Raw genomic sequence first — 22,422 nt, 5'->3', positions numbered from 1 at the left:
TTCCTGAATAACAGTTACTTATGCAGCAAAATCATTTTCTAATAAACGGCTATGAATAGACTGTACTACGTTATCTGACTCAGTTTGCTCTACTAAAAAGCACAGGTTATGCTTACTAGCACCGTGACAAATTAATCGAATGTTAAAGTCTTTTAGTACACTCATTAAGTTCATTTCGTGTTGGCGTAATTGAATCTCAGAGCCAATAAGTGCCACCAATGTTAGGTTGTTTTCTACCGAAACATGGCAAAACTCTGCAAGCTTATCTAGGCATTCTTGATCAAGCTCTGGGCGCGATGCGTTTTGCGCGTTATCAAGGGTTATAGCTACGCTGATTTCTGATGTGGTTACCAAATCTACCGATATATTGTATTCACTTAATAGTGTAAATACGCGTGCTAAAAAGCCGCTTGCTAGGAGCATTTCTGGGCTTTTAAGCGTAAGCAAAATTTGGTTTTTACGTTGCGTTACTGCGCGTATACCTGGTTGCTGCGATTTTTCGCGCTCAATCCATGTACCGCCACGCTCAGGCTCGCGGCTAGAGCCAACAAACACATTAATGTGGCTACGGCTCGCTGGTAAAATAGTCGCTGGGTGCAATACTTTTGCGCCAAAGGTTGCCATTTCAGCGGCTTCGTCAAAACTTAAGCGTGCAATAGGCGTCGCTTTTGCACACAAACGCGGGTCGGTGCTAAAAATGCCCACTACGTCGGTCCAAATATGCACGCTTTTAGCGTTAATTGCTTCAGCTAATAATGCAGCACTGTAGTCAGAACCACCACGTCCAAGCGTTGTTGTTTGACCGTATTCGTCACTGCCAATAAATCCCTGAGTTACAATTACTTGAGCGTCTAATAACGGGATTAAATGCTCTTTAGCAGCTTGCGCTGTGGCTGCAACATTAGGCGTTGCTTTACCAAATTGGCTATCGGTTTTAAGCACTTTACGCACATCAAAGCGATCGGCGTTTAAACCTTGTAAACGCAGCACCTGAGCAAATAAATAAGACGACAAACGCTCACCAAAGCTAAGTAGCTCGTCGTGTTGCTGATCGGTTGTTAGTGACTCTTGAGCCAATGTTTGAAATGCTTTTAGGGTTTCGTTAAAGCCAACCGCTAAATCGGCATCTAGCGATAACTCATCTAAAATAGTTTGTTGAATAGCAAGCACGCCGTTTATGTGTTCTTGGCGCTCACTTGAGGTAATACTTGGTTTGCACAGTGCAACTAAGTGGTTAGTTACGCCGGCACTGGCGCTCACGGCAACAATACGTACGCTTTTATCTGCAACAATAATTTCGCTACAGCGACTCATTGCTTCAAAGTTTGCAACACTTGTTCCGCCAAACTTGGCAACGATGTAATCTGATTTTGCGCTTAACTCTGTTTGAGGTACTGTTTGTGGCGCTGATTGGGTAGTCATTTAGTCTCCTTTCGCGATATCCAAATCGCAATAAAACAAGAAGAACTTGGCAAAGGAATGCTTGAAGATAAGTCCACTGCCAGAAGCTCTCCACCTATATTGGTGACAGTTTTGAGGATTCAGCCCCATAAACCGAAAAACAATGACGACGTACCATTATTTTCCTCGGCGAGTACTTCCCTCCTTAATGATCATCGGCTTTCGTCGCCTAACATTAAGTACCTAAGTATCGCACCTCTTCTGAATGCTTTATTAACCAGTAGCTAATAAAACAAAACCCCACTAAGTAGCGGGGCTTTGAAAGTTATCGTTTAGACGTCTAGCTGTCAAGCATTTAATAATCTATGAGTTAAATAAAACTGCCCATGTAATACGAGCCCGCATATCCTACGGTGTAACAAATTAATAAATGCAGCGATAAACGCAAGTAGCTCATAAAGGTAAGCGCTTTAACTTTGCTCATGGCAATAATGCCCGCAGCCGAACCAATAATAAGCATTGAACCGCCCACGCCCGTTGCATACGTAAACGACAACCAGTGTTGTTGGCTCATTACTATATCGGCTTTTAATAAAGCAGCAGTAAGCGGTACGTTATCGACCCCTGCTGATAATATGCCCATTAAGTAGTTTGCGTACTCAGGTGCCATTACCGTGTATAGGTCGGTAAATTTACTCAACATACCAATTTCTTTAAGCGCGCCTACAAGTAAAAGTACACCTACAAAAAACAATAATGTGTCGTATTCTATATCGCGAACAAAATCGATTATGTCTTTGTTTATGTCTTTTTTGCGCATTAAAAATTGCGCTACTAAAAACATCACTGATAAACCAAACAAGAAAGTTAATAAAGGCGGTACGCTGTAAACTACACTCAGCATAAGTGTGCTCACTACGGTAGATAAGAATATAACAGCAATGGTAATGTCGGTTTTTTCAATGCGGGTTTTACCTGCACCAGCAAACTCAACACGCCCTTTCATACCGATAGACAGTAACGCGGCTAGCAGCATAACGCTTGCAAGTGCTGGCGCTATAAGTAGTAATAAATGAGCAATGGTTACTTTGCCATCTAAAAATATCATCAGTGTGGTTACGTCACCGGTTATTAGCGAGACCCCACCTGAGTTAACACCAAACACAATAAGCGTGGCGTATTTAATGAGCTTTTTAGGTTCAAGTTTTAACGACATAACAACCGCGAGCGATATAAGCGTCGCTGTTACGTTGTCTGAAATCGACGAAAACAAAAATGCAAAACCACCCACCAAAAACATGAGCTTTTTTTCGCTAATACTTTTTGGCATAACACGGTGAACAATATTTTCTATAAACCCCTTTGAATTTAAATACGCTACAAAGGTCATTGCAGCCATTAAAAATAGCCATAGAGAGGCAATTTCTAAAATATTTTCATTTAAAAGGTGTTGAATCGTATCGGGGCTTTGCCCGTGTAGAGGGTATATAAAAAGAAGAATCCAGCAAAGCGTACCAAAAAACAGCGTGGTTTTAGCTTTATTGACATGGATTATATCTTCTATAACGATCAGTAAAAATGCAATCGCTATCAGGGTTAGAATAATCGAGGAAACCATGGTAGTTAAACAACCTTTGATATAGTTTTAAAGAACACACAAATAACATTCCATTTCATGTGCCTATTTTCGGCGCGAATTTTAGCACTGCCTCTATGCAAAAACTATTATTAAATGGTCTTAAAAACGAATACTATATACAGACAAGGTTAATTAAAAATACGTAATAATGAGTCTTCTAAAAGAACTCAATAATAAAATACTAGGATGTTGTAACCTCTTATGATCCCAGCTAAAAAGCTGCTAAACACCATAACCGAACATTGGGGTGTATTAGAGCTATTATTTAAACGTTTTAAAATGGCTGACTTTAGCCTAAAAGACGTACAAAACACGATTAAGCAAAAGCAGCCTACGTGGTCAAACGAACGCATTTATAAAGAAACAAATCGTTTGTTAAACCAAGATATTTTAATTCCACTGGCTAAATCCTCACAGCTTGAAATAAATCGTGCCATTGCCGACTTTGCTACGTTTTTACTGCAAGAAGAGCATTTAGGCTTAGCGCAAGAAATTAGCGTATTAGTCGACGACCTGGCACGTTTAGGAAATCGCCTAGATAACGCTGGCGAAATAGAAGACTTTGACGACTTACGCCGCTACAGCCGTATTATGGATGATCGGGTGCGTAAAATAATGAAGCTCTATACGCACAACGAAAACGCTATTTTAAATATTGTTGAACAAGCTAAATCTAATAATGCGGTGCAATCGCTGCAAAAGCGTTATAAAGCGGTAATAGAAGCGTTTGACGAATACATAGAGCCAATGCTTGAAATGGTTGATATTCGTGGTGAATTTCATGCGTGTTTTACCCTCATTGAAGAGCAAGTAAGTAAGCAAATACTGCACATTGAGCGCTCAGGTAAAGCGTATACCGACAAACGCATGCTGGAGCAATTACGTACCCGTATACTCGAAATGCATTTAGTGGGTAGAGAAAGCTTACGTAAAAGTGCCGACATGCTTATGCCGCTGCGCGAAGAGTTACGCCGTAATAACTTAATTACTCGCCAAGCAGCCAAAGTACTTGGGCTTGTGCGCAAAAATGGCGTAGACAACATGCTAAGTGCTGTACAGCCACATTTTGTGAGCGACGCGCAGCGATATTCGCTTGGTCAGCAGCGCCATATTGTGGCTTACATGGCAAGCTTGGTTGAATTTGAACACGAAGAATACCAATTGCCAGATCAACAAGACGTGCCTGCATTTGTTACGCCTAATATTCCTGACTACAACGATGTTAAAATCAGCTTTGCTAAGCGCTTTAATAAAAAACGCAAAAAGCCGCAGCCCTTGCTGCAATTTTTAGACGAAAGCTACCCAAATCTCGATGCCGACGAAATGCTATTTTTGTATCAAAAATTAGTCAGCGACAGCGATATTAAAATAATTCAAAGCGATGAAAAAGCCCGCGTAAAAATTGCCGGTCAGCACTTTTATTTATATCCATTTAATTCAGAGCCTCAGCCAGATTCAAAGGCAGGTAAATAAACCATGACACACATAAACTTAGACGAGCTAACCCACCTACAAGCCATTAATAAAAAATTAGTAGCGGGTTATCACATTTGCGAGCAAGACAACGTAATGTGGCAAGAGCTTGACCAACACATAGAAGACTACACCGCCCTATTTACCGCTTTAGGTAACGATTTAAAACGCGACAGCCGTGGCTTTTATTACTTTGGTAGCGACGAAAGCACACCCAATATGGGCAAAATATCTCGCGCTATCGCACTCACCATTTACATTTTAATTGAGCACTACGCCAATACGGGTAAAGACCCAATGCGCGCATTGTTTGACGACGTAAACGACTTAGAGCTTATGCAAACGCTGGTGCAAATTAACAAACATTTGTTTGATCAGCTTGAGATATTTTCGGGATCGGACCTGCGCAAAGACGTTTACCTGCGCATGGTGCGCTTAGGTTTAGCCCGTGAAGTAGAAGGCGGCTTTATGCTACAAGCGCCAATTCACCGCTACATAGATGCATTGATGGAAGTAAACGAAGAAACCTACATTACAGAGGACGAGGAATGAAAAATCTATACGGACTAAGTAAACTCGCCCTACTTAACACCGCAGGCTATGCAAAATGTGTGATCCCGCTTGATAAAAGTAGCTCTATTTGCGCGCCCAATAACACCGGTAAAAGCTCGGTTATTAACGCCCTGCAGTTCCCGCTTATTAACGATTTACGCTTAACAGAATGGGACGGACACGATTTAGATGAAACCCGTAAGTTTTATTTTTCATCCGATCAGTCGTACATTTTACTAGAAGCTAACTTGCCTCATGGCTCGGTAGTAATAGGCGTTGCGGGACTTGGTAAAATTGCCGGTTACGCGCATCAGTACTTTTGTTACCAAGGAAAGCTTGATTTAGAGCAGTACACGCAAGGTAAAACTATTATTAAATTTACCAAGCTGTTCAACCATTTAAAATCGCTTAACTACAACCCTATTGAGCTTAAAGCACAAGAGCTAAACGCACTACTTACTGGCGGCGCAACGCCTTTTGACGGCGACATTAACTTAAAAATGATCCCGCTCAATAATGTGCAAGACTCCTCTATTTATAAAGAAATATTTAGACGTATTCTTAATTTACACAAATTAGGCGCAAGCGACGTAAAACGCTTTATGCTACGCGTGTTTGAACGCCATATGTCGAACTCTAAGGTCGATTTTTATGAAGTATGGCGTCGCTCGTTTGATAAAGTAAATCGCTCAAAACGCGAATTAAAAGCCCTTGAGTCAATGCAAGAGCCAATAGCCGCGCTTGAATCAATGCTTGAAAACCAAACCGTGCTTAAAGGTAAATTAGCCGCGTATGCGCCTAAAATTGACCAAGCACTGATTGATTTTGATACCTATCAAGAATCGCAACTTAATGAGCTGGGTATAGCGCTTGAAGATATAGAGCACGAAAAACACGAGTTTGAGCAAAAGCAAAGCCTATACGTACAGCAATCGCGTGATATAGAGCGCAGACAAACTCAAATTGAGCAGTGGTTTTTAGATTACGATGCGCTTAAAAGCGAATTTGAACTGGTAAATAAAGCCACGCTTAAAACCAGCCTGACTCAGTTAAAGCAAGATTACGAGTCGCTTTCACACTCTATAACCAGCGCACAAGGACAAAGCCTACATACGCTTGACTACCGGATTAGCGAAACACAAAAACAAATTAAGAGCTTAAAGCTGCAACTTAAAAACCTTGAGTTTAATTTGTTTACCCGCATGCGCGAAGACCTCTCGTTAAAAGAAGTAGAAGAAATATCGCGGATTTTAAACCCAGATATTCTCTCGTTTGCAACCACCACTAATGGCGATATAACCATTGATGACGAAGATGCGTTTGGGGAATTTTTATCGCTATTAAGTGAAAACGTTAAAGGCGGCGTACTAACGCTGCCAGGTGCGAGCATTAAGCTTAAAAAGCTCTCGCCTGTGCAAATGCAAAGCGGCGAAAACAAAGAGCAATTAACCGCTCAGCTCAGTGCACTTGAGCATTCACTTAAAGAGTTTAAACAACAACGCGATGTTGCAGCAAACGTTGCCGACAAGCAAAAAGAAAAAGACGCGTTATACGATGAGCTTATGAGCGCAGAGAGCGCCCTAAAACGCTTAGAGCAGTTTGATATAATGCAACAGTCGGTTGAAGCGCAAGCCATGCTAAAAGAGCAGTTATTAGCTGAGCGCGAACAAGTTGACGACTACCTGCAAGACATTCAAAAAAATAGTGGCTCAATTGCCGATCGTCGCTCGTTAATTAAATCAAAACAAGAGCAAATTAATCGCCAAACTGAGCGTCTGCGCCAAGTTAAAAGCGAGCGAATTGACCACACGCTTGATTTATACAGCGGCAAAGTGACCCCGTACATGATTGATATTACGGTCGACTTTGATAACTTAAGCGATCTTGTTCATCACTTTAATAAAGACTGCCAAGAGCTGCGTAATTTTGACATAAACGTACGTAATACCTATTTGCATGTATATAACGCAGGTATAACTAAATTCGACAACGAAAACGACGAATATACTAAGTACCAAAAGCTAATAAGCGCCTTTCATAATATTGATAACGAACGCGATGCGGTTGAACGCCAAGCACGCGTTGCGCTTACCGAAGTGGCTGCGACCATTAAAGGCTTACGAGAAGATTTAGACCGACTTCGCCGCGAAATGAACAGCTTTAATAAAGGCATAAGCCAGCACCGTATTTCAAATCTGCAAGCGTTTAAAATTAACGTAATACCGCGCAAAATGCTGGTTGATAGTATAGATACCATTATCAGCACGTCGCATCAGTTTGAGCAAGGTGACACGCTTGATTTACTGAGCCAAGAACCGTACAGCGAAAATGCGGTAAACGAAGCGAAAGATCACTTAATTAAACTCGCCTCAGATAAAGCGGGTTTAACACTTACCGATTTATTTGATATTCGATTTGAAGTGGTTAACCGTGCAGGTGAAACAGAGCACTTTGAAAAAATAGACTCAGCGGGTTCAAACGGCACACGAATTACTATTAAGTTATTGTGTGGCATGTTGTTTATTCGCTACTTATTGAGTGACCAAGAACAAAACCTATACCGTATACCTATTTATATAGATGAAGCGGCCGACATTGACCCACAAAATCAAAAAGCAATCATAGAAACCGCACTAAGCTTTGGTTTTGTGCCTATATTTGCCTCAGTTAAGCCACAAATAAGTTGTGACTACATTGTGCCTATTCGCTCGGTAAAAGACGGTGCACAAAACTGGGTAGATGAAAAAGATTGGATTGAAGTTGAACATTAGCCAAAGTGATTAGACTAATATTTAGGACGTTTAAATAATACACATTTAAACTATGTGTGTTATTTTAAATTAATTCATTTTATTGGAGCAAACGTAATGAAAAATATACTTATTGTTGCAGCGCTAGCACTTCTTACAGCCTGTACACAAACCCCAGATTGGGATTACGATAAATCAGCTAACTTTAGTAATTTTAAAACATTTGCTTGGGTAGAAAACGCCAGCCTAACTAAAGACACAAATAACTATCAAATTAATGGCCTAATGGAAAAGCGTGTTCGCACTGCCGTTAACGCAGAGCTGAGCCAAACACTAGGTATGAGCTTAGTTGATGCAGCGCAAGCTGATGTACTTGTTAACTATCATGCATCGGTAGACAAAGAGCTTGAAGTAGACAACTTCAATATAAACTACCGCCCGCACTGGGGTTATTGGGGTACTGGTTTTCAACGCGATACAACTGCGCGTGAATACGAAGTGGGTACACTGATTATTGATATTGTGGATCGTGAATCTAACCAGCTAGTATGGCGCGGCGCAAAAGAAGGTCGATTAAAGAAAAATCAATCGCCAGAACAACGTGAAGCATCAATTAATAAAACAGTGAGCGAAATTTTAAGTAACTTCCCGCCGCAAAAGCAGCAGTAAGTTAAAATTAGCTATAAGTTAGTTTTGAAAAAGCTCACAGTATGTGAGCTTTTTTGTAGGTGTGTATTTTTGGAACTTTTAAAATAAAGTAATTACGAGCTGCGCCCGTCACGTCAGCAAGCTGCACGTCTACAAAAAACACCGCGTCAAACTTTACCTGTAGGCGCTAAGCTTGCTTGCGCGAGAAGCGATAGCTTCTAATCACTTACCTTTACCTAACGCTATATTCAACCTTAAATTACGAGCTGCGCTCGTCACGTCAGCAAGCTGCACGTCTACAAAACAAACACCGGATTAAACTTTACCTGTAGGCGCTAAGCTTGCTTGCGCGAGAAGCGATAGCTTCTAATCACTTACCTTTACCTAACGCTATATTCAACCTTAAATTACGAGCTGCGCTCGTCACGTCAGCAAGCTGCACGTCTACAAAAAACACCGCGTCAAACTTTACCCGTAGGCGCTAAGCTTGCTTACGCGAGAAGCGATAGCTTCTAATTACTTTATAGCGCTATATTCCATCTTAAATTACGAGCTGCGCTCGTCACGTCAGCAAGCTGCACGTCTACANACCTTAAATTACGAGCTGCGCTCGTCACGTCAGCAAGCTGCACGTCTACAAAACAAACACCGGATTAAACTTTACCTGTAGGCGCTAAGCTTGCTTGCGCGAGAAGCGATAGCTTCTAATTACTTATCTTTGTGCGCTTACACTACTCAAATTTACGATTTATACTTATGCAGTAACTCAAGCGGTATATGACAGTAATCATCAGGGTGATTAGTTAAGCGGTCTTGATGCTCAGGATCGCTTGGCACGTAGTTAGTTAGCAGCTCTACCCCTACCACAATTTTATCGGCATCACTTCGCTGGCTTATATAATTGCTAGCAACCTTTAAATGATCTTGGCTTTTGCTATAAATGGCAGTGCGATATTTAGGGCCTACGTCATCCCCTTGTTTGTTAACGCTATACGGATCAATAATCTCAAAAAAGAAGCCAAACAGCTCGTTTAAGCTAACCTCTTTTGTACTAAATATTACTTTTACACACTCAGCATAACCGTCGTATTCGCCTTGTGTGTTATCATTTTTTCCATTAGCCCGCCCTGCTTCAGTACTTATTACACCAGGTAAGTGCTTTAAAAACTCTTGCACGCCCCACAGGCAGCCACCTGCAAAGTAAATAGTATCTTGCTGTTTTATATTCATAATAAATGTGACCAAGTTTGTTAGATGCATTAACGTTGCAAATGATAATCAAATGCAGTTTTTAATGAATTAATGTACAATCGCGCCAAAATCGCAGTTGTTTAATTGAATTATTTTATCACGCCTTAAAAGTGTGTTCTGAATTTAATTGTTACCGTAATTGCATATAAAAAATGAGACACACAACATGAAATGGTCACCGCACTTTATACTCCCTGCACTGCTATGCAGCGCGAGCAGTTTTGCCTACGGCGAAGCTGTAACTGATAAAACTGAAGCATCACCGGCAATCGAAAAAATAACGGTTGAGGCATCGCCCACTGCAAACACATTACCTGTAGGTACATTTGACTCTCCAGTATCTAATTTAGAGTATGACCCACGTGTTGATTTACAATCACGTAATATGGCTGAAGCGCAAGCCGATGTAACTATACGTGGCGGTATTTTTGAAAATACCGGCTTTAGAGTTGGTAGTGCTACTTTACTTGACCCACAGTCTGGGCATTACTTTGCTGAAATTCCTATTGCACCGCAAATGCTTACCGGCCCTTATATTTTAACAGGCGCAGACAATGCGCTTAATGGTGCTAATAGCTCTGTAGGCACTGTATCGTTTGGCTGGAAACCAATTAGCACGGGCGGCAGTGTATCGGTAGGTACTGGCACAAATGATTTTAACTTACAAAGCTTACATGCGGGTGTAAGTATGCCCCTTGAAGGCGCAAAGGATTGGAAGCTTGGTTTTGAAGGTGAGATTTCTCACTCACAAAGCGATGGCACTATTGATAACGGCGATCACGACTTTACGCGTGCATCGGGTCGCGTTCAATTAGCTGGCGCTGATTCTCAAACCGATTTATTTTTTGGCTCACAAGATAAGTTTTTTGGCTGGCCAAATTTGTACACACCATTTGGCGTTAACGAAACAGAAGAGCTAGAAACCCGCTTATTAATGCTAAACCATAAGCAAAATTATGCGCAGGATAGTAACTTTGAAGTGTCGGCTTATTACCGCACACACGACGATCATTATATTTACTCTCGCGAAAATCCAAGCGCTTTTGAAGCGTTTCACAAAAGTGAAGTTAAGTCGTTAGCGCTATCGGGGCATCATGCTCAAAGCGATGTATTTGCTGTAAATTATTCAGCGCAGTTTATTGACGACTCAATTGAATCTACCACGCTTGAAAACAACTTTACCTCTCGTAAGTATTATAAATTAAGCGTATTGCCTGAATACAAAATGGCGCTTGAGGATAATAAACAACTTACATTTCGTTTAGGTGCTGCGTTTGACGATACAAATAGAGACGACTCAGAACTGTCACTTATTGGTGATGTAACGCTTAATACACAAAACAGCAAAGGTTTTGAGCGCACGTTTTATTTATCGTACGCAGAGGCAAGCCAAGTAGCAGGCTATACCGCGATTGGTGGAAGTGATTCAGGCGGGTTATTTAGAAGTAATTACACCCTTGAGCGCGAAACGACTAAAAGCCTAGAGCTAGGTTTATTAGTTGATGAGCAAACTTGGCAACTTAATTCGGCTATTTTTTATCGCAAAGATGACAACTTAACCGATTGGACGTTTAATTTTGATTCAAGCTCAGCGCGCTTTGCAAACCCTGTAGATATAAATACGACGGGCATTGAGTTCTTAGCAACTAAACACTTTGAAACAACCGAAATTGTAGCGAGTTACACCTACCTTCATAAATCAGAAAATTACGGTGCGGCAGATATTGATGCTAGTTTTTACGCATTAAACTTTCCTGATCACCGCCTAACACTCGGCGCAATTTGGAATCCTACTGATATATTGCAGTTTAGAATAGATAACGAGTGGCGCAAACAGCACGAAAATGCGCTGCGCGGTAGTGACGACGATGCTTTATTTACTCATTTAACGTTAAAAATTACGCCGCCAATGCTAAAAAACTTATTTATTACTTTAGCAGCAGATAACCTATGGGGTGAATCGTTTGAAGAGATACCTGGTACACCAGGGCGAGGTGAGCAATATACGTTAAGCGCAACGTATAGTTGGTAGAATTGAGCTATCACATTCAAAGACCTGTTTATTTAAAACAGGTCTTTGAATAAATATTTAGCAAAAAATAAACGGCATACTAAATATTAAGAGCTTTGATTACTCAGCTTATATTGAACCAGAACGACATTGTCTTTTTCTTAGCTCATTATCAATTTGTAAAGGGCGACTAAGCTCATCTGTAAGAACCGGCGAAACAACCGTACCGGTTTCAACTTCTTGTATCCAGATTGATATTTTATCCCCTTCCCTTTTTCTATTTAGCATGTAGCTTTTATCAGAATCTAAATTAACGTTAAAATTAACAAAAGCTTCTTTTTGACTATTTAAAACATCAGGGTTTGAAACACTCGCCTTTACCCATAAATCATGCTCACCACTGATATACTGCTTTGGTTCAGCCCATTGTGTAGGTTTTTTGTTAAAGCACATCAAGTGGACATATTCTAGATCTACTCCCTGCTCTCTTTTAAAGTTTTCGAGTCTAAAGTGGTCTTCTTTAATATCGGTTTTAATTGGTAAGTTTGAACAACCTAATAAAGTCACACCTAATGTAAATGCTGTAAGTAAATTTTTCATTTTTCTTTCCTTTTAAAAATTAAGATTGAACGAAATCACCTATAAATGAGATTTATAAAAAGTATCTTACAATTTCCTATATTAGCAACAAAGTTAAATATGTCTAATATTTCGCCATTAAATAAATTAACGACTGCTTTTATTAACCTTATGAAGATTTTTATTAATAATATATTGTAAATAGATGTGTATTAAAAACGAGGATTAAGTTAGCTCTTCAAGTTCTGTAATAAGTGCTAAAGCTTGTGCATTTGTTGACCCGCACACATCAAATGTGGCGCTAAAATCACTACATACTTTAGGTCGGCTTGAATCACCAAATAACTTACATAAATTACGTTCGTCCAGCTGAATACAGCGCTCTCCGGCCTTTTTACCATTTGGCATACCTGGAATAGGCGAACTAATACTTGGCGCAATACAACATGCGCCGCAGCCTAGCCTGCAACTCATCGATTCGGTTTTCATAATATCCTCTGAATAAAACACACTTACTTTAATTCCTTTTTAGGAACGTAATTAGCCGCATGTTGAGTTGTAATGTACATATGTAATGCCTTGTTACATCTTAAAACGCCTTGTAAACACTTTATTGCGTATTATTGCTCTGTCACCACCAATTATGAAGGAATGCCTTGTGGCTACTACAAAACAAATAATACTCCCAATTGCTGTTTTAGCAGGCGGTATTGCTTTAGCTTTCGCCTTTATGGCAATGAAAAAACCACCCGAAGAAAAGCCTGAGCAAGATTTACGCCCTTTAGTTGCAACACAAAGCATACTTTTAGATTCTATAACGCTCGATGTTAAATCGTACGGCATTGTTAAACCAAAGGACCGTACCGAGCTGATAGCACAAGTTAGTGGGCAAGTTATTTCGGTATCAGATCAATTTGTTGAAGGCGCGTTTGTAAAGCAAGGCGATATTTTAGCACGAATTGATGCAAATGATTACGAGGCAGACTTTATTGAAGCGCAAGCAGGTTTAGCTCAAGCAAGCTCAGCACTTGAAATAGAACGCGCACAAGCACATGTAGCAAAAGCTGAATGGGAGCGTATTAAATCGGACTCAAGCGAAGCTATTGCCTCAGAACTTTATTTACGTAAACCACAACTGGCCGAAAAATTAGCGCGTTACCGCTCTGCTCAAGCAAGTGTTAAACGTGCTAGCCGCAATCTTGAACGTACTTATATTAAAGCCCCATACGATGCCATTATTAATGAACGCACAATTAGCTTGGGTTCAGTAGTAAACCCAGGTAATAGTTTTGGTGCATTGAGTGCAACCTCAGTTGCAGAGGTCCGTTTACCCGTTGCCGACCAAGAACTGCAATATTTAAAAAATGGCGGCGTAGGCTCAAATGTTACATTTAACGCAGAATACGCGGGTAAGCAAACAATGTGGCAAGCCAAAGTAATTCGCACCGAAGGTGTGGTTGATCAAACAAGCCGTATGAGCTACTTGGTTGCACAACTTGCAACACCTTATGGCGATAAAACACGCCCTCTTCGTTTTGGTTCATATATTAACGCTACCATTGAAGGTCGCCCGCTTGATAACGCAATTATTGTTGCGCACCATTTAGTTAAAGATAATAAAATTGTCATTTTAAATGACGATTTAACATTGTCGTTTAAAACTCTCAATATTATACGCGAACAAAACGGCATGATTATAGCCAGCCAAGGGCTAAAAAATGGCGAGCAAATTATTACCTCAGCGCTTGAGTATCCAACTGAAGGTATGGCAGTAAAAGTTGAAGATATTGCGCCTGATAAAACTGATGTAACTCAACTTGCGCTGAAAGAGGAATAATCATGAACACTCGTGAAACAGGGTTAATAGCATGGTTTGCCCGAAATCCCGTTGCTGCCAACCTACTAATGATATTTATATTAGTGGGCGGTATTTTAATGGCGATGACCATTCGCAAACAAATGTTCCCACAGTTTGAAAGTAACTGGATAAGCGTACAAGCGGTTTACCCAGGTGCAGCCCCGCAAGAAGTTGAAGAAGGCATAACCATAAAAGTTGAGGAAAACCTCGAAGGTATTGAAGGCATTAAACGCCTAATTACTTACTCTAACCGTGGTTTTTCACAAGCGTGGATTGAAATAGAAGAACAATACAATCCACAAGAAGTACTTGATGAAATTAAAGTACAAGTTGATTCAATAAACACCTTTCCTGCGGGAATGGAGCGCCCTGTTGTTCGCCGCGATAAGTTTGAGCAAGAAGTAATGATACTCGCGCTTTATGGCGACATGAGTAACTACCAGTTAAAAGAGCTTGGCAACGATATAAAAGACGAGTTACAAGCACTGCCTCACGTGAATCTTGTTAATTTTAACGGCGGCTTAGAATACGAAATTGGTATAGAAGTCAGCCCTGATAAACTGCGCGAGTACGGCTTAACATTTAGAGATATTGCAGGCGCTGTGCAAAACTTTTCGGCCAATATGTCGGCGGGGCAAATACGCTCTGAAAACGGTTATATTTCGATGCGTGTTGAAAAACAAGCCTACCGTGGTTTTGAGTTTGAAAAACTCCCCCTTATTACCCTTGCTGATGGCGCACAAATTTATTTAGGCGATGTTGCAACTATTAATGATGGCTTTGAAGAAGGTCTGCAGTATTCAAAATACAATGGTAAAAATTCACTCTCGTTTGAAGTTAACGCATCAAAAGATCAAGATATTACCGATGTAGCAAAAGTCCTTAAAAGCTACATGGCGGCTAAAGAGCCACTTTTACCTGCAGGTGTTAAGCTATCTCCTATTGTTGATTTAACTTACTACCTTGAAGGTCGACTCGATATGATGGTCGATAACATGATTTGGGGTGGCTTGTTAGTAATGATAGTGCTGGCACTATTTTTACCGTTACGCTTGGCATTTTGGGTAATGATGGGTTTACCGGTGTCTTTTCTGGGTGCCTTTTTGTTTATGCCCATTGGCTTTTTAGACGTAACAATTAATTTAGCCTCTCTTTTTGCCTTTATACTTGTGCTCGGAATTGTTGTTGATGACGCCATTGTTGTGGGCGAGTCAGCCAGTGCCGAAATAGAAAAATACGGCCATACACTTGATAACGTAGTGCGCGGTGTTAAACGTGTTGCGATGCCAGCAACCTTTGGTGTACTAACAACTATTGCGGCATTTTTACCACAAACACTCGCAACCGGCCCTGGTGCTGCTTTTTCTAAGGCAATTGGTGGCGTGATTATTTTATGTTTGATTTTTTCACTCATTGAATCAAAACTTATTTTACCTGCGCATATTGCAGCAATGAATCCGCGTAAACCAAATCCTAAAAACCTATTACATCGCTTACGTATGGTAATTGATAGTGGTTTAAAAGGCTTTGTGAACAACTACTACCTTCCTTTTGTTAGCCGCTGTATTCACTACCGCTATACCGTAATTGTTGGCTTTATGTGTTTGCTTATTGTAAGCGCAGGTATGTTTGCAGGTGGTTTAGTTAAGTTTGTACCAAACCCTAAAATACCGCACGACTTTCCGCGTATTGATATAGAGATGAACCTTGCTTCATCTGAGCAAGCAACGCTTGAAACCGCACGTAAAATAGAAAGCGTGTTGTTAAAGGTCGATCAGCAACTACAAGAGCAATACGGTAAACCGATGATCCGCGATTTATCGGTAAGCCTGCGCGGACGAACGCAAGCAAATATTATGGCCATTTTGGTAGAGCCTGATTTACGCCCTATCGACACCTTTGCCCTAAGTGCGTTATGGCGCGAGCAAATGCCCGCTTTACCCGGCATTAAAACCATGACCATTCAAGACAGTATAATGAATGGCGGTCGAGATGATGGCGACGTTAGCTTTAAACTTGAAGGCAAAAATGCTGACGAGCTAAAAGAAGTGGCTGGTAAATTAAAAGCCAAATTACAAACAATGGAAGGCGTTGGCGACGTAAACGATTCAATGCAAAGCGCTACCGACGAAGTGCAACTTGATTTAAAACCACTCGCTTACAGCATGGGTTTAACGCTTGCTGATGTAGCGTCGCAAGTTAGCTTTAGTTACTACGGCTTAGAAGCGCAGCGAATATTGCGTGAAGGCGAAGAAATTAAAGTCATGATTCGCTATCCAGAAGACGAACGTAACTCAATAAGTGACATCGCAAGTGTGCGTATTATTACGCCTACAGGCGCTGAAGTACCGCTAAGTGAAATAGCCGAAGTTAAGTTGGTTGACGGTGTAAACCGTATTCGCCGCGAAAACTCTAAACGTACTGTAAACGTATGGGCTGCGGTAAATACCGACCAAGCCGAACCATTTGCAATTGCAGAAGAAATTCGTGATGAATACTTACCAACATTACTTAAAAGCTACCCTGGCGTTACAAGTGATGTAGCTGGGCGCATTCAAGAAGAGATGGATAGCGCTTCAGAGCAGCTTCGTGATTTTGGTATATCAATGATGATTATATTTGCCTTGTTAGCCATTCCGCTTCGCTCTTACTCGCAGCCACTTATTATAATGTCGGTTATTCCGTTTGGTGTAGTTGGCGCGATGTTTGGGCATATGATTTTAGGCATGACCATGAGTAGCTTATCGATGTTTGGCATTATTGCTGTAGCGGGTGTGGTCGTAAATGATTCCCTCGTTATGGTTGATTTTGTAAATAAAGCACGCGCTGAAGGTGTTGCGATTAAGGATGCTGTAATGCAAGCCGGTGCTCGTCGCTTTAGAGCGATATTACTTACCTCAATCACTACCTTTATTGGTGTAATGCCAATTATTTTTGAAACGAGTTTACAAGCTAAAATTGTTATCCCAATGGCTGTATCACTTGCTTTTGGTGTGTTATTCGCCACAGTAATCACACTGATACTTATACCGTGCCAGTACGTTGCACTAGAAGATGCTAAACGATTAGTACGTAAAATGCGTGGTAAGCCATCACTAGTAGATGCCCAACCAGCGCCTACAAATAGCTAAATTAAGTAATATCCCAACCAAAAAAGCTCGGCATATTATGCCGAGCTTTTTATTTTTAGCTTAAAAATGATATTCACCTATTTGCTAATACTGCCTTTACTACCCATTGTTTAACAAGCAGGATTTATTAACCCCCCTAATAATTGAGAGAAATATTGCTCGTTTTTTATCCCTAATACGTTATGGTATTTAAATAATAAATAGACATAATAAAGTTAAGGAACAGCCATGAATACATCTCCCTCTGATCACATTCCTCAAGAAGCCTTTGATTGGTATGACGAATACGCCCACGGTTTAATGGACCGACGTACTTTTATGAAAAAACTCGGTGGCCTTGCTGCTCTTGGCTTTTCGATGGCTGTACTTACATCAGCATTATTACCTAACTATGCACTTGCTGAACAAGTATCGTTTAATGACGATGATATTAAAGCAACATACGAAGAATTCGATTCGCCAGACGGGCACGGTAAAGGCAAAGGTTACTTAGCAACCCCTAAAAACATAGAAGGTAAGCTTCCTGTTGTTCTTGTGATACACGAAAACCGTGGATTAAACCCATACGTAAAGGATGTAGCAAGACGCTTAGCGAAGGTAGGCTTTATTGCATTTGCACCCGATGCGCTATTTCCACTGGGTGGCTACCCTGGTAATGATGATGAAGGACGCGCTATGCAAAAAAACATGGATCGCGCTAAAATTCAAAACGATTTTGTTGCCGCAGCGCACTTTTTAAAATCGCATGCTAACAGTAACGGTAAGTTAGGCGCTGTCGGTTTTTGTTTTGGCGGCTACATTGTTAATTATTTAGCGGCAGTAGATAGCAACTTAATCAGCGCCGGAGTGCCTTTTTACGGTACTCCAGCCAGCGAAAGTTTACGTAAAAATATTAAAGCACCTTTAATGATTCAATTGGGCGAGCTAGATAAACGTGTAAACGCGTCTTGGCCACAGTACGAACAAGACTTAAAAGCCAATAATGTTGAATACACTATGCATATGTATAAAGGGGCAAATCATGGATTTCATAACGACTCTACAGGTCGTTATGATAAAGACAATGCCGAGCTTGCATGGCAACGTACCGTTGAGTTTTTTAATAAAAAGCTAAGTTGATCTGATTGCGTATTAATCCTTTAATACGCTTTTATCAATAATTCCTTTATTTACCAACTGCTGCAGAATAGCTTGGGATTTTGCTCTGCATGCATCACGTAGTAAACGCACCGCAGGGGTTATTGACTGCCTACTTGGGCAAATAAGCCAAAGTTCACCATTAACATGTTGATAATTTGGCATAACAGTAACTACCCTGTCATTGAGTAAATCGTCGGCTATATCAAGTGCCGACTTTACAGCTAAGCCCTTACCCGCAACGCACCAGCGCCTGACTAAATCGCCATCGTTTGAGGCGCGCCTGCCATCCATTTTAACTTTATATTTTGATTCACCATCACTGAATTCCCACGTATTATTTATAATATCCTGCAACTGATAAAACAAACCTTGATGCGACGCTAAATCATCAGGATGCACGGGAGTCCCGTTTTGTAAGAGGTATTCGTGAGTTGCACATAATAAGCGCGGTACGTTACAAATTTTAAAACCATAAACGCTAGCATCATTAGGCGAGCCATAACGAAGTGCTATATCAACTGAGTCACGATAAAAGTCGATATTACTATCACTTATATGGGTTCTTAAACTTAGCTTTGGATAAGTGTCCATGAGTTCATCAATCCATGGGATCACCAAGTTACGCCCTAAGTCAGATGAAAGTGCAACACGCAATTCGCCTTCTATTTCGTCGTGTTCACCTTTAAGGTTTTGTTTTGCGAGCTCAAGCACTGCTAAAGCCTGTTCACATTGTGGTATGTAGCGCTCCCCTGCAGCCGACAACCTCAAATGACGTGTGGTACGAACAAACAGCTCGCTACCAAGCGCTGACTCCACGCGTTTAATAGCGGCGCTTGCTGTGGCTGTACGCATATCTAACTTAGCAGCTGCTAGCGTAATACTTCTAAACTCAGCGACTTTTAAAATAAGTTTTAAATCTTCTATGTTCATATTATCTATTTATATTTGATAATGATTCAACGATTATGCGGTTTATCTACATTAAAGCAAGGTCTACTATATATCTATCAGCTAGCTAAAACATGGCTTGCACCTTATATGTAAACAAATTAGGACATTTATTATGAAAGCTATTGGTTATAAAAAATCTCTTCCTGTTACTAATCCTGAATCGTTAATTGATGTTGAATTACCACAGCCAGTTGCAACAGGTCGCGACTTATTAATTAAAGTTAAAGCAATTGCAGTTAACCCAGCAGATTACAAAGTGCGTGCATCTATGCCCCCTGCTGAGGGTGAAGTAAAAGTTATTGGTTGGGATGCAGTTGGTGAAGTTGTTGCAATCGGCGATGCTGTAACGGCATTTAAACTCGGTGATGCGGTTTATTACGCTGGTGATATTACCCGCCCAGGTAGTAATGCAGAATTTCAATTAGTGGATGAGCGCATTGTAGGTTTTAAACCGCAAAGCTTAACCGATGCTGAAGCGGCTGCATTACCCCTCACTGCAATAACAGCGTACGAATTATTATTTGAGCATTTAAACATTGTAAAACAAGCTGCTGATACAACAACAAAATCAGACGAGGTTATTTTAGTAACAGGTGCCGCAGGCGGCGTTGGCTCTATTTTTATTCAACTTGCTAAAGCGATTACTGGCGCAACGGTGATTGCCACTGCATCGCGCGAAAGCTCTCAAGCATGGGTTAAAAAACTAGGCCCAGATTATGTCGTTGACCATACAAAACCATTACCTGCTCAAATTGACGCGTTAAACATTGGCTCGGTAACACATGTAGCAAGCCTGCATAGTACTGATACTTACTTTGAAGCGTATACAGAGGTACTTGCACCATTTGGTAAAATTGCAATGATTGACGATCCTGAGTCATTAGATGTTAGCAAATTAAAAATGAAGAGTTTATCTCTACATTGGGAATTTATGTTTGCCCGCTCAATGTTTAATGCCAAAGATTTAATTGAGCAAAGTAAGTTATTAAATCATGTTGCCGATTTGATTGACCAAGGCTACATTCAAACCACGATTGGTAAAAACTTAGGCACTATAAATGCGGCTAACCTGCGTATTGCACACACAGAACTTGAAGAAGGTCGCTCTATTGGCAAAATAGTGTTGGAAGGTTTTTAATTCTATAAATATTACACGCCTTATTTATACCTGAATTGATTAAAGGCGCCAATGCAATTGGCGTCTCCAGCCAATATTTCGGGGTGGCTTTTGCTGTATTTATATTTATTAAAGAAACTATTACCTAATAATATTTGATAATGATTCAACCATATACCTGTTTATCATATTGTAATAATCCTCTACTATCCGCACATAGCTATATTGATAAGCCTTACGTTACGTAGATATATCGATTGTATTAAGTAAGTAGAGTGATTTAAAAGCACGATATTATTTTTGTAATAAATTTTTAAAAGGGTTTGTTTTTACTAAAACTGACTCAACATAGTAAATACTGGTAAAACACCTACTCAATGGAAAAACTAATGACTCACCCTATTATTAATGACTTAGAAAAGCGCTACACAGCAAAACGTTATGATGCAACGAAACGTGTATCTCAAGACGATTTAGCCGTTATTTACGAAGCTATGCGCCTGTCTCCTTCATCTATTAACTCGCAGCCTTGGAAATTCATCGTAATTGAATCAGATGAGGCTAAAGAGCGTATGCATAGTACATTTGCTAATAAATTTGCGTTTAACCAGCCACACATTAAAACAGCTTCGCATATAATATTATTTGCTCACAACCCTAAATATACCCGCGATGATTACGCACAAATCATTGATGCAGATATTAAAAATGGTCGTACTAAAGCAGAAAATCGCGAACAAGCTTTTGGTGCTTACGCGTTTGTTGATATGAATACTGATGAGCAAGGCAATAATGAAGAGTGGACTAAAGCACAAACTTACATTGCACTGGGTAACACTATGCATGCAGCTGCACGTTTAGGCATTGACTCTACTCCAATGGAAGGCGTAGATGCCGAGCTGATTGGCGAAGTTTTTGAAAAAGAACTCGATGGTTACGTGTGCGACGTAGCATTAGTACTTGGCTATCACGATAGCGCAGAAGATTATAATGCTAAATTACCTAAATCTCGCTTGGCAAAAGAGCAAGTTATTCAGGTTTTATAAGTAATACGTTATAAACTTAAATGATAACAATATTAAAAAACCACTTATTTAAATAAGTGGTTTTTTGCTTTAAAGCAGTTTAACTTACTTGAAGCTGCGCAGCCTGAATGTATTGCACTAAATCTTCAATAGAAACCACGGTCATATTATGTTTATTAGCATAATCACTCACCTCAGGTAAGCGCGCCATTGAACCATCGGGATTTGTTAGTTCGCATATTACGCCAAATGGTTTTAAGCCGGCAAGCTGCATTAAATCAACGGATGCTTCGGTATGACCACGACGAACTAATACTCCGCCCGTTTGTGCTTTTAAACCAAATACATGCCCTGGGCGCGATAAATCACTTGGTTTGGCGTTATCGTCTGTCGCTGCTTTTATAGTAGTTACTCTATCAGCAGCAGACACGCCTGTTGTAACGCCATGCTTAGCTTCAATAGTGACTGTATAAGCGGTGTTATTTTGACTCGTATTGTTAGCTACCATTTGCGGTAAGTCGAGCTGTTTAATGCGCTCCTCCCCCATGCATAAGCAAACAATACCGCTGCCTTCGCGGATCATTTCGGCCATTTGAGAAGTCGTTAAATGCTCAGCTGAAAATACAAAGTCGCCTTCATTTTCACGGTTTTCATCATCAACAACAAGTACGCCTTGCCCTTGCTGTAGTGCAGTAATTGCGCTTTGTACGCGGATATGGCTTTCGCCGAATTGAGTAAGTAGAGACTGAATCATCATTATATTCCAAATAAAAAATAATAGATTCAGGACTGTGAAAGGATCAGTAATATATCGCTTTAAATTTAAAACGATCACTACCAAAATAGCTTAAATAAAATAACAAAAAGCACGCAGCAAAAAGCAGCGCACACTGTTA

Annotated in this window: 17 protein-coding genes and 1 riboswitch; of the genes, 10 read left to right on the top strand and 7 right to left on the bottom strand. The window is 40.4% G+C overall.

Annotated elements, in window-relative coordinates; all coding sequences use genetic code 11:
- Positions 1-18 precede the first annotated feature (18 nt).
- Both lysC and nhaD read right to left on the bottom strand, forming a co-directional pair.
- Positions 19-1,422 (bottom strand): lysine-sensitive aspartokinase 3, encoded by a 1,404-nt coding sequence (gene lysC, locus I6E82_RS07970; RefSeq protein ID WP_197117435.1) that lies wholly within the window; start codon positions 1,420-1,422, stop codon positions 19-21.
- A gap of 75 nt (positions 1,423-1,497) precedes the next feature.
- Positions 1,498-1,670, bottom strand: a riboswitch (Lysine riboswitch).
- Positions 1,671-1,771: 101 nt separating this feature from the next.
- Complete coding sequence (gene nhaD, locus I6E82_RS07965) at positions 1,772-3,019, bottom strand: sodium:proton antiporter NhaD (RefSeq protein ID WP_007375803.1); 1,248 nt, start codon at positions 3,017-3,019, stop codon at positions 1,772-1,774.
- A 222-nt stretch (positions 3,020-3,241) separates the two neighbouring features.
- On the opposite strand from nhaD, the gene I6E82_RS07960 reads away from it, so the two are divergent.
- The 4 genes from I6E82_RS07960 to I6E82_RS07945 all read left to right on the top strand — a co-directional run bounded on the left by I6E82_RS07960 (position 3,242) and on the right by I6E82_RS07945 (position 8,484).
- Positions 3,242-4,513 (top strand): hypothetical protein, encoded by a 1,272-nt coding sequence (locus I6E82_RS07960; protein WP_197117433.1) that lies wholly within the window; start codon positions 3,242-3,244, stop codon positions 4,511-4,513.
- 3 nt (positions 4,514-4,516) lie between these two features.
- Positions 4,517-5,065: a condensin complex protein MksE gene (locus I6E82_RS07955; RefSeq protein ID WP_010553432.1), complete on the top strand. Its 549-nt coding sequence runs from the start codon at positions 4,517-4,519 to the stop codon at positions 5,063-5,065.
- Entirely contained in the window at positions 5,062-7,836 is a 2,775-nt protein-coding gene (locus I6E82_RS07950; RefSeq protein ID WP_197117431.1) for an ATPase, read from the top strand. The genes I6E82_RS07955 and I6E82_RS07950 overlap by 4 nt, the downstream gene beginning before the upstream one ends.
- Before the next feature lie 96 nt (positions 7,837-7,932).
- Entirely contained in the window at positions 7,933-8,484 is a 552-nt protein-coding gene (locus I6E82_RS07945; RefSeq protein WP_008134542.1) for a DUF4136 domain-containing protein, read from the top strand.
- 720 nt (positions 8,485-9,204) lie between these two features.
- On the opposite strand, the gene I6E82_RS07940 is transcribed toward I6E82_RS07945, so the two are convergent.
- Positions 9,205-9,693: a peptide-methionine (S)-S-oxide reductase gene (locus tag I6E82_RS07940; protein WP_024607556.1), complete on the bottom strand. Its 489-nt coding sequence runs from the start codon at positions 9,691-9,693 to the stop codon at positions 9,205-9,207.
- 187 nt (positions 9,694-9,880) lie between these two features.
- Between I6E82_RS07940 and I6E82_RS07935 the strand changes: the two genes are divergently transcribed.
- Positions 9,881-11,746 (top strand): TonB-dependent receptor plug domain-containing protein, encoded by a 1,866-nt coding sequence (locus I6E82_RS07935; RefSeq protein WP_197117429.1) that lies wholly within the window; start codon positions 9,881-9,883, stop codon positions 11,744-11,746.
- 108 nt (positions 11,747-11,854) lie between these two features.
- On the opposite strand, the gene I6E82_RS07930 is transcribed toward I6E82_RS07935, so the two are convergent.
- Together I6E82_RS07930 and I6E82_RS07925 are read right to left on the bottom strand one after the other, a co-directional pair.
- A complete protein-coding gene (locus I6E82_RS07930; protein WP_024607554.1) occupies positions 11,855-12,325 on the bottom strand; it encodes a hypothetical protein in 471 nt (156 codons plus the stop codon).
- A 204-nt stretch (positions 12,326-12,529) separates the two neighbouring features.
- A complete protein-coding gene (locus I6E82_RS07925) occupies positions 12,530-12,793 on the bottom strand; it encodes a YkgJ family cysteine cluster protein (protein ID WP_024612699.1) in 264 nt (87 codons plus the stop codon).
- Between the two features lie 169 nt (positions 12,794-12,962).
- On the opposite strand from I6E82_RS07925, the gene I6E82_RS07920 reads away from it, so the two are divergent.
- The 3 genes from I6E82_RS07920 (at position 12,963) to I6E82_RS07910 (ending at position 18,412) form a co-directional block, all read left to right on the top strand.
- Positions 12,963-14,141, top strand: coding sequence for an efflux RND transporter periplasmic adaptor subunit (locus I6E82_RS07920; protein ID WP_165722539.1), 1,179 nt, complete (start codon positions 12,963-12,965; stop codon positions 14,139-14,141).
- Between the two features lie 2 nt (positions 14,142-14,143).
- On the top strand, positions 14,144-17,293 hold the full coding sequence (locus tag I6E82_RS07915) for an efflux RND transporter permease subunit (protein WP_197117427.1): 3,150 nt from the start codon (positions 14,144-14,146) through the stop codon (positions 17,291-17,293).
- A gap of 228 nt (positions 17,294-17,521) precedes the next feature.
- Positions 17,522-18,412 (top strand): dienelactone hydrolase family protein, encoded by an 891-nt coding sequence (locus tag I6E82_RS07910; protein ID WP_197117425.1) that lies wholly within the window; start codon positions 17,522-17,524, stop codon positions 18,410-18,412.
- 12 nt (positions 18,413-18,424) lie between these two features.
- Here I6E82_RS07910 and I6E82_RS07905 read toward each other — a convergent pair whose 3' ends face one another.
- Positions 18,425-19,363: a LysR family transcriptional regulator gene (locus I6E82_RS07905; RefSeq protein ID WP_197117423.1), complete on the bottom strand. Its 939-nt coding sequence runs from the start codon at positions 19,361-19,363 to the stop codon at positions 18,425-18,427.
- Positions 19,364-19,496: 133 nt separating this feature from the next.
- On the opposite strand from I6E82_RS07905, the gene I6E82_RS07900 reads away from it, so the two are divergent.
- Entirely contained in the window at positions 19,497-20,522 is a 1,026-nt protein-coding gene (locus I6E82_RS07900; RefSeq protein ID WP_197117421.1) for a zinc-binding alcohol dehydrogenase family protein, read from the top strand.
- A gap of 368 nt (positions 20,523-20,890) precedes the next feature.
- Positions 20,891-21,547: a nitroreductase family protein gene (locus I6E82_RS07895; protein ID WP_024592671.1), complete on the top strand. Its 657-nt coding sequence runs from the start codon at positions 20,891-20,893 to the stop codon at positions 21,545-21,547.
- Positions 21,548-21,626: 79 nt separating this feature from the next.
- Here the strand turns inward: I6E82_RS07895 and ribB are convergent, their stop codons facing one another.
- Positions 21,627-22,280 (bottom strand): 3,4-dihydroxy-2-butanone-4-phosphate synthase, encoded by a 654-nt coding sequence (ribB, locus tag I6E82_RS07890; RefSeq protein WP_165722558.1) that lies wholly within the window; start codon positions 22,278-22,280, stop codon positions 21,627-21,629.
- Positions 22,281-22,422: the final 142 nt, after the last annotated feature.

The sequence above is a fragment of the Pseudoalteromonas sp. NZS11 genome (assembly GCF_015864765.1).
In the GTDB taxonomy this organism is placed as follows: Bacteria; Pseudomonadota; Gammaproteobacteria; order Enterobacterales; family Alteromonadaceae; genus Pseudoalteromonas; species Pseudoalteromonas arctica.
This window is presented reverse-complemented; position numbering and strand designations above follow the sequence as displayed.

Coding starts and splice junctions, on each gene's coding strand:
- I6E82_RS07935 (WP_197117429.1), top strand. CDS start 9,881: ATGAAATGGTCACCGCACTTTATACTCCCTGCACTGCTATGCAGCGCG.
- I6E82_RS07930 (WP_024607554.1), bottom strand. CDS start 12,325: ATGAAAAATTTACTTACAGCATTTACATTAGGTGTGACTTTATTAGGT.
- I6E82_RS07895 (WP_024592671.1), top strand. CDS start 20,891: ATGACTCACCCTATTATTAATGACTTAGAAAAGCGCTACACAGCAAAA.
- I6E82_RS07945 (WP_008134542.1), top strand. CDS start 7,933: ATGAAAAATATACTTATTGTTGCAGCGCTAGCACTTCTTACAGCCTGT.
- I6E82_RS07950 (WP_197117431.1), top strand. CDS start 5,062: ATGAAAAATCTATACGGACTAAGTAAACTCGCCCTACTTAACACCGCA.
- I6E82_RS07915 (WP_197117427.1), top strand. CDS start 14,144: ATGAACACTCGTGAAACAGGGTTAATAGCATGGTTTGCCCGAAATCCC.
- I6E82_RS07925 (WP_024612699.1), bottom strand. CDS start 12,793: ATGAAAACCGAATCGATGAGTTGCAGGCTAGGCTGCGGCGCATGTTGT.
- I6E82_RS07905 (WP_197117423.1), bottom strand. CDS start 19,363: ATGAACATAGAAGATTTAAAACTTATTTTAAAAGTCGCTGAGTTTAGA.
- I6E82_RS07960 (WP_197117433.1), top strand. CDS start 3,242: ATGATCCCAGCTAAAAAGCTGCTAAACACCATAACCGAACATTGGGGT.
- I6E82_RS07940 (WP_024607556.1), bottom strand. CDS start 9,693: ATGAATATAAAACAGCAAGATACTATTTACTTTGCAGGTGGCTGCCTG.
- I6E82_RS07910 (WP_197117425.1), top strand. CDS start 17,522: ATGAATACATCTCCCTCTGATCACATTCCTCAAGAAGCCTTTGATTGG.
- ribB (WP_165722558.1), bottom strand. CDS start 22,280: ATGATTCAGTCTCTACTTACTCAATTCGGCGAAAGCCATATCCGCGTA.
- I6E82_RS07900 (WP_197117421.1), top strand. CDS start 19,497: ATGAAAGCTATTGGTTATAAAAAATCTCTTCCTGTTACTAATCCTGAA.
- lysC (WP_197117435.1), bottom strand. CDS start 1,422: ATGACTACCCAATCAGCGCCACAAACAGTACCTCAAACAGAGTTAAGC.
- nhaD (WP_007375803.1), bottom strand. CDS start 3,019: ATGGTTTCCTCGATTATTCTAACCCTGATAGCGATTGCATTTTTACTG.
- I6E82_RS07955 (WP_010553432.1), top strand. CDS start 4,517: ATGACACACATAAACTTAGACGAGCTAACCCACCTACAAGCCATTAAT.